This is a genomic window from Desulfuromonadales bacterium, from assembly GCA_035620395.1.
Taxonomy (GTDB): Bacteria; Desulfobacterota; Desulfuromonadia; order Desulfuromonadales; family DASPGW01; genus DASPGW01.
Map to the genome: position 1 here is coordinate 1 of DASPGW010000244.1, position 5,361 is coordinate 5,361.

Below are 5,361 nucleotides of genomic sequence, written 5' to 3' on the forward strand. Positions count from 1 at the left end.
CATCGTCTCCCCCAGCGTCACCTGGAAGGGAATGCAGGCGCCCTTGCCGGAGAAGTCGTGCAGCGTCGAGGTGCCGACGAAGGCGACCTCGCAGGTCCCTTCCAGAACGGCACCCCATGCCGAGGAAGCCAGCAGCAGAAATACGGGTATGACCAGACGCCATCGCATACGCACCTCCTGATGCCTTACGGAATCGGACTCTCCCACGAGCGGTGCTGCGATCCGCATGGCATCGCCGCCGACGGACCGCGCAAAGGGCAAAAGCATTAGTCGCTACACATCCACCATACCACTTTTTTTTAAACCGACAACGGCTCCAGACATTCCACTCCATCTGCAGCAGCCCCCGACGGAAAGCCGATAATTCCGGATTTCCGTCGGGGCTCTACCCTGCCCTGTTCATTCATCACCCACTTTTCCTGATGTTTTATGAAAATCCGATCTCCCCCCCAAGTTGCCGCCAGGAAGAGTGCCGTGGCTTGCCCCAGCCCGGTCGGATCCAGGGCGGCTGGCGCTTCCTCTTCTCAAGGTGACGGCGGGGGGAAGGTGTATGGGAAAACCATCCCAGGCCGGTCGGTCAGGGTCTTCAGGAAGGCGATGAGATCTTTCTCCTCCATCATGGTCAGTCCCAGGTTGCCCAACTCCTCGGTGTTGACGTTCTGCGCCACCTCGGGCTGCATCCCCATGCCGCCACCCCCGCCCATGCCGCCTCCGCCCATGCCACCGCCGCCGGACATGCTCAGCATCATATCCCGCTTGTTGTAGAAGTGGACGATCTCCTCCAGCGTGGCGAAGAAGCCGTTGTGGCCGTAGGGCGGGGTGACGGCAATGTTGCGCAGCGTCATCACCTTGAACTTGCCCGCCTCGCCGGCTGAAACCGGATAGCCGGCGGCGGCCGAGAGGGCCTCGTCGGGGTCAACGGCGGCGATGTCCGGGCGGCCGCCGAGGCCGTAATCGACGGGGTTGCCGGCGATGAGGGGGTTCTTGCTTTTGGGGATGCCGAGGTTGTCGTAGGAATAGTCGGTGAAGAGCGGCGGCATGGGATTGCCGTCGGCGTCTTCCGTCAGGTCGGCCGGATGGCAGAAGTGGCACTGGGCCTTGCCGTTGAAGAGGGCCAGCCCGCGCAGCTCCTGGGCGCTGAGATTTCCCTTTTGTGCCAGGAAGTAGTCGTACCTGGAGGTAAAGGGGCGGAAAAAGACGGTCTTTTCGTAGGCGGCGATCGCCTCGGCCATCATCCCGTAGACCGCCACAACCCTGCTTCTGTCGCCGAGATCGAGGGTGAGCAGGTCGACGCCGTAAACCTGCAGGAAGAGTTTGCGGTAGGTCCTGGAGTTGGGATTCTTCTTGGCGGCGAGGGCCGCCAGCACCGCGGCCTCGTCCTTCATCGCCATCTCCAGCGGGTTCAGGAAAGGCCCCTTGGCCTGCTCGGTGAGCGTGGCGGCGCGGCCGTCCCAGAACTGCCCGCCCATGTACAACCCTTCACCATCATTCCAGTAGAAGGCGGGGCTGAAGGCGGCATAGGCCACGGAAGGAGAGTTGCGGCCGCCGTTCTTGCTGGGATCGGAGCCGATGGAGACCACCCAGTAGTCGGGGTTGGCAACGTTGTCCGGGTCGACGAAGCCGGGCTCGGGGAAGTGACAGCTGGCGCAGGACTGGTTCTTGTACTTGGAGAGATACTCGTCGAAGTAGAGGCGTTCGCCAAGTTCCTCCTGCGGGGTGAGCGCCCAGGCGGCGGAGCCGAGACAGAACAGGATGGCGACGGCCGCCAGCCAGGTTCGAACGATCCATGACTCATTCATGATCTTTACCCTTTCGGTTGGGGCCGGAGCTTTCCGTCCGGCGTCGTCCCATAGGCAACTGTAATTAAATGAATAGCAAGACTGGAGCGGATTGCTCCCGCAGGATTGCTTTTCTTTCACGAAAAAATGCTCAATTAAGTGCTGACTGCATTTCCAACACCGACCGTGGACTCTCGACATCCAGCCGGCACCCATGATCCTTACGGCGCTTCGTAGCCGTCCGACAGGGTCTTCAAGAACGCCAGGATATTGGCCTGGTCCATCATCGCTTGGCCCATCATCATGGAGAAATTCAGCGTCTCCAAGTTCTTGCTCACCTCCGGCGGCGGGAACAGATTGGGGTCTGGCATCATCCCGCCACCACCTCCGCCCATGCCACCGCCGCCCATACCACCTCCGCCTCCGCCCATGCCGCCACAGCCGCCGCCGGCGCACGCTTCCATGTGGGCGCGCCAGGTGTAGAAGAGAATGATCTCTTCCAGCGACTTGAAGAAGCCGTTATGGCCGTACGCCTTGACGAAATCACCGGGGGGGCGCAGATCGACGTTGCGCAGGGTGGGCGTCTTGAATTTGCCCATCTCCGGTTCGTAATCCCCAGGAGCATACCCGGCACTCTTGAGGAAGCCGCCCAGGCCGGTGTCGACCCAGTCGGCACCATCGGGGTTCCATTTTCTGGGCATGAAGTAGAAGGGGTTTTCCGGGTTTTTGGGCACGCCGATGTTCCAGTAGCTGAAATCGGTGAAGAGCGGGTAGCCTTCCGTACCCGGCGCCAGGGAGTGACAGCGGGCGCAGTCGCCGCGGTTGGGGTCGTTGAAGGCTGCCAGCCCCTGGAGTTCGGCACTGGTCAACCCCAGACCGGCGTAGTTCTGCCAGCGATTGGGGTTCATCATGTTGCCGAAACTGATTTTGGTGACGTCCTTGCCCACCGCCTCGGCGTTGTCCCAGAACAGATCGAACTTGGAAGTAAAGGGGTTGACTTCGGTGCTTTTTTCGTACGCCGCGATGGAAAGGGCGATCCGTTCGTAGGCGCCGGCTACGTCGTTGATGCAGTCCAGGGACAAGGGCCCCCAGACCAATTGGAAGAGATCCGCGTACGAGGCGTTGGCTACCCGGATGCAGACCTGCCTGGCATGAGGCATTCCCATCTCCAGAGGATTCAGGAACGGTCCCATCGCCTGTTCGGCCAGCGGGTCACCCAGCGTCCAGCCGGTAGCCCGGCCGTCCCAGAACATGCCGCCGAACCACCCCCCTGCGTCCTCATCATAATAAAGTGGCTGGCTGTCTCCGCCGTAAGCGGCGCTGGGCGGCTTTCGATTGCCAAAGCGATCCTCCAAAACCCCGGGCATGACCGCCCCGGCCTCGTTGACAAAGGAGTCCGGGCCGGTAAGGCCCACCTCGGCGGCGTGGCAGCTGGCGCAGGACTGAGTGCCGTTCACCGACAGGTTCATGTCGAAGAAGAGATGCTTCCCGAGCTGCTCGAGGTCGGAGAGTTCAGCTGCGCCGGCTGTCACTGGGCCGACAAGAAACAATAATAATGCGAGCCAACGTATCGCCTTCATCTGTTTCCTCCACTTGCCAGCGTGAATTGTTTTTTACCAAACCCTCTCACATTGTGCGGAAATATCAACCGGCCGAAAAAAAACCTGCCTCTGAAGGCAGGCTTCCGTTCGCCTGCGGACCCCGCAACTGCCATCCCTGTCGGGGGTTTAACGAGGGCCACCCCCGCGGGGCGGCCCTCTTGCTTCAGGCCGAAACTCGCATCACATTTCGGGTGGAACCGGCCCGACATAGTACGGGCGCATCATCTCGTTGTCCTCGTGCGAGAGGATGTGGCAGTGCCACACAAACAGGCCAGCGATGTCGAAGTGTGCCTTCAACCGCGCCACTTCGCCGGGGTAGACGATGATGGTATCCTTGCGGCCGGTCTCCCAGGACTCGGGCGGCCGGGGTTTGCCGACAAGTGCGGCCGGCGGTTCCGCCATTCCCTCGTCGTTGGTCACCAGCGCCTGCCGGTTGAGGATTTCGAATTGCACCAGGTGGATGTGTATCGGGTGCGCGTCGGCGGTGAAGTTGTAGATCTCCCAGACCTCGGTGGAATTCAGGGCAGGATTCTCGGTGATTTCTTGCATCCATTCCCAGAGCACCGGGAATCCTCCTGCGTCAACAGTCCCGAGAACGGCCTCGGAGGGTCCGAAGGGGGCCGCGTTCGGATCGAATTCGGACACCTCCCTCAAGTTGCCCATCCCGTCAAGGATGTACTCGCCATTGGCGTCGACGGGGACGAAGACGGTCCCAGATTCTTCCTCGTTGAGAGAGAGCCGCCTGGGGGCGGCAGCGTTGACTGCTGGCCCGAGCTGAACGGGCGCCGGCAGCCCCAGGCTCTTCACCGGCGTGCTCGGGTCGGCCACCTTCGTCGCCGACACCCGGAACTGCATCACCTGGCCGGTGGTGCCGGGGTCGGACGGGGCGAAGTCGATCCCCGGGATACCGCCGCCGAAGGGCTCGTCGGGACCGATGTTGAGCAGGGTTACTGTCTTGCCGGCAAGGCCCGAGAAGTCGACGATTACGTCGGCACGTTCAGCCGGTCCGAGCAGGATCTGGCCGAGCGCCACCGGCTTCGGCAGGAAGCCGCCGTCAGCGCCGATCTGGTAGAAGGTGACCATAGGCTTGCCCTTGACCATGGGCGTGGTCAGAATGTAGAAACGCGAGTCGCTGCCGTTGAGGAGGCGCAGGCGGTACTGGCGCGGCTCGACGTTCAGGTAGGGCCAGGTGTTGCCGTTGACCACGATGGTGTTGCCGAAGAATTCCGGGTTCCAGATCGGCGACACGTCGCTGATTCCGCCCCCCAGGGTTGTCTCCGGGATGAAGGGGATCTTGAGCTGGGAGGGCAGCAGCCCCTCGAAGAAGGCGCGGTCGCCGGGGTAGAAGAGGGAGCCGTTGGCGTTGAAGGATTTGTCCTGGATCGCGAGTGGAATCTCGTAGGCGCCGGACGGCAAGACCCCGTCGTTTATTTGTTTGGTTGCAAGGTTATCGACCACATCCCCCTCGCCGCCGCGCAGCAGGTAGAAGCCGACGGGTCCTGCGTAGACGTTGGCGCGGGTCATCCCCAGGCTGTGGTCGTGGAACCAGAGGGTGGTCGCCCGCTGGTCGTTGGGGTAGCGAAAAACGGCAAAACCTTGGCCTCTGCCGGAGCCGCCGAGGATGTCGTCATACTGGCTGCCCTCGGTGGCGTAGCCGGCCGGAATGTTGTTCGCCGCCGGCAGGTACCAGGCCTCGGGGTAGCCGTCGCTGTCGGGACCGACATGGGCGCCGTGCAAATGGGTGATGATGGGGACGGGGCCGGTGTAAGGTGCTTGACTCTGGCCGCTGCAGTCGGTTCCCGTCATCGTCATCCCCGTTTCGTCGTCGAAGCATTCCATCGGCGGATTGGCCCAGTGCAGGGTCTGGTCGACGGGCAGCAGATGGGGGAGGTAGTTGCCGGCCGAATCCTTGAGGTTATTGAACCATTTGACCGTGACCGGCTCGTTCACCTCGGCCTCGATGGTATAGGCGGGGTAGTTGC

General features: G+C 62.2%; 3 protein-coding genes. All 3 read right to left on the reverse strand.

The genetic code is table 11. The features are described 5' to 3' along the window. Positions 1-524: 524 nt before the first annotated feature. The gene (locus tag VD811_13415; protein HXV21980.1) at positions 525-1,799 is read right to left on the reverse strand and encodes a cytochrome c peroxidase; all 1,275 of its coding nucleotides are present in this window, start codon (positions 1,797-1,799) and stop codon (positions 525-527) included. 200 nt (positions 1,800-1,999) lie between these two features. After that, positions 2,000-3,358 (reverse strand): cytochrome c peroxidase, encoded by a 1,359-nt coding sequence (locus VD811_13420; protein ID HXV21981.1) that lies wholly within the window; start codon positions 3,356-3,358, stop codon positions 2,000-2,002. 201 nt (positions 3,359-3,559) lie between these two features. Then, a partial coding sequence (locus tag VD811_13425; GenBank protein HXV21982.1) for a multicopper oxidase occupies positions 3,560-5,361 on the reverse strand: 1,802 nt, incomplete at its 5' end.

Coding starts and splice junctions, on each gene's coding strand:
- VD811_13415 (HXV21980.1), bottom strand. CDS start 1,799: ATGAATGAGTCATGGATCGTTCGAACCTGGCTGGCGGCCGTCGCCATC.
- VD811_13420 (HXV21981.1), bottom strand. CDS start 3,358: ATGAAGGCGATACGTTGGCTCGCATTATTATTGTTTCTTGTCGGCCCA.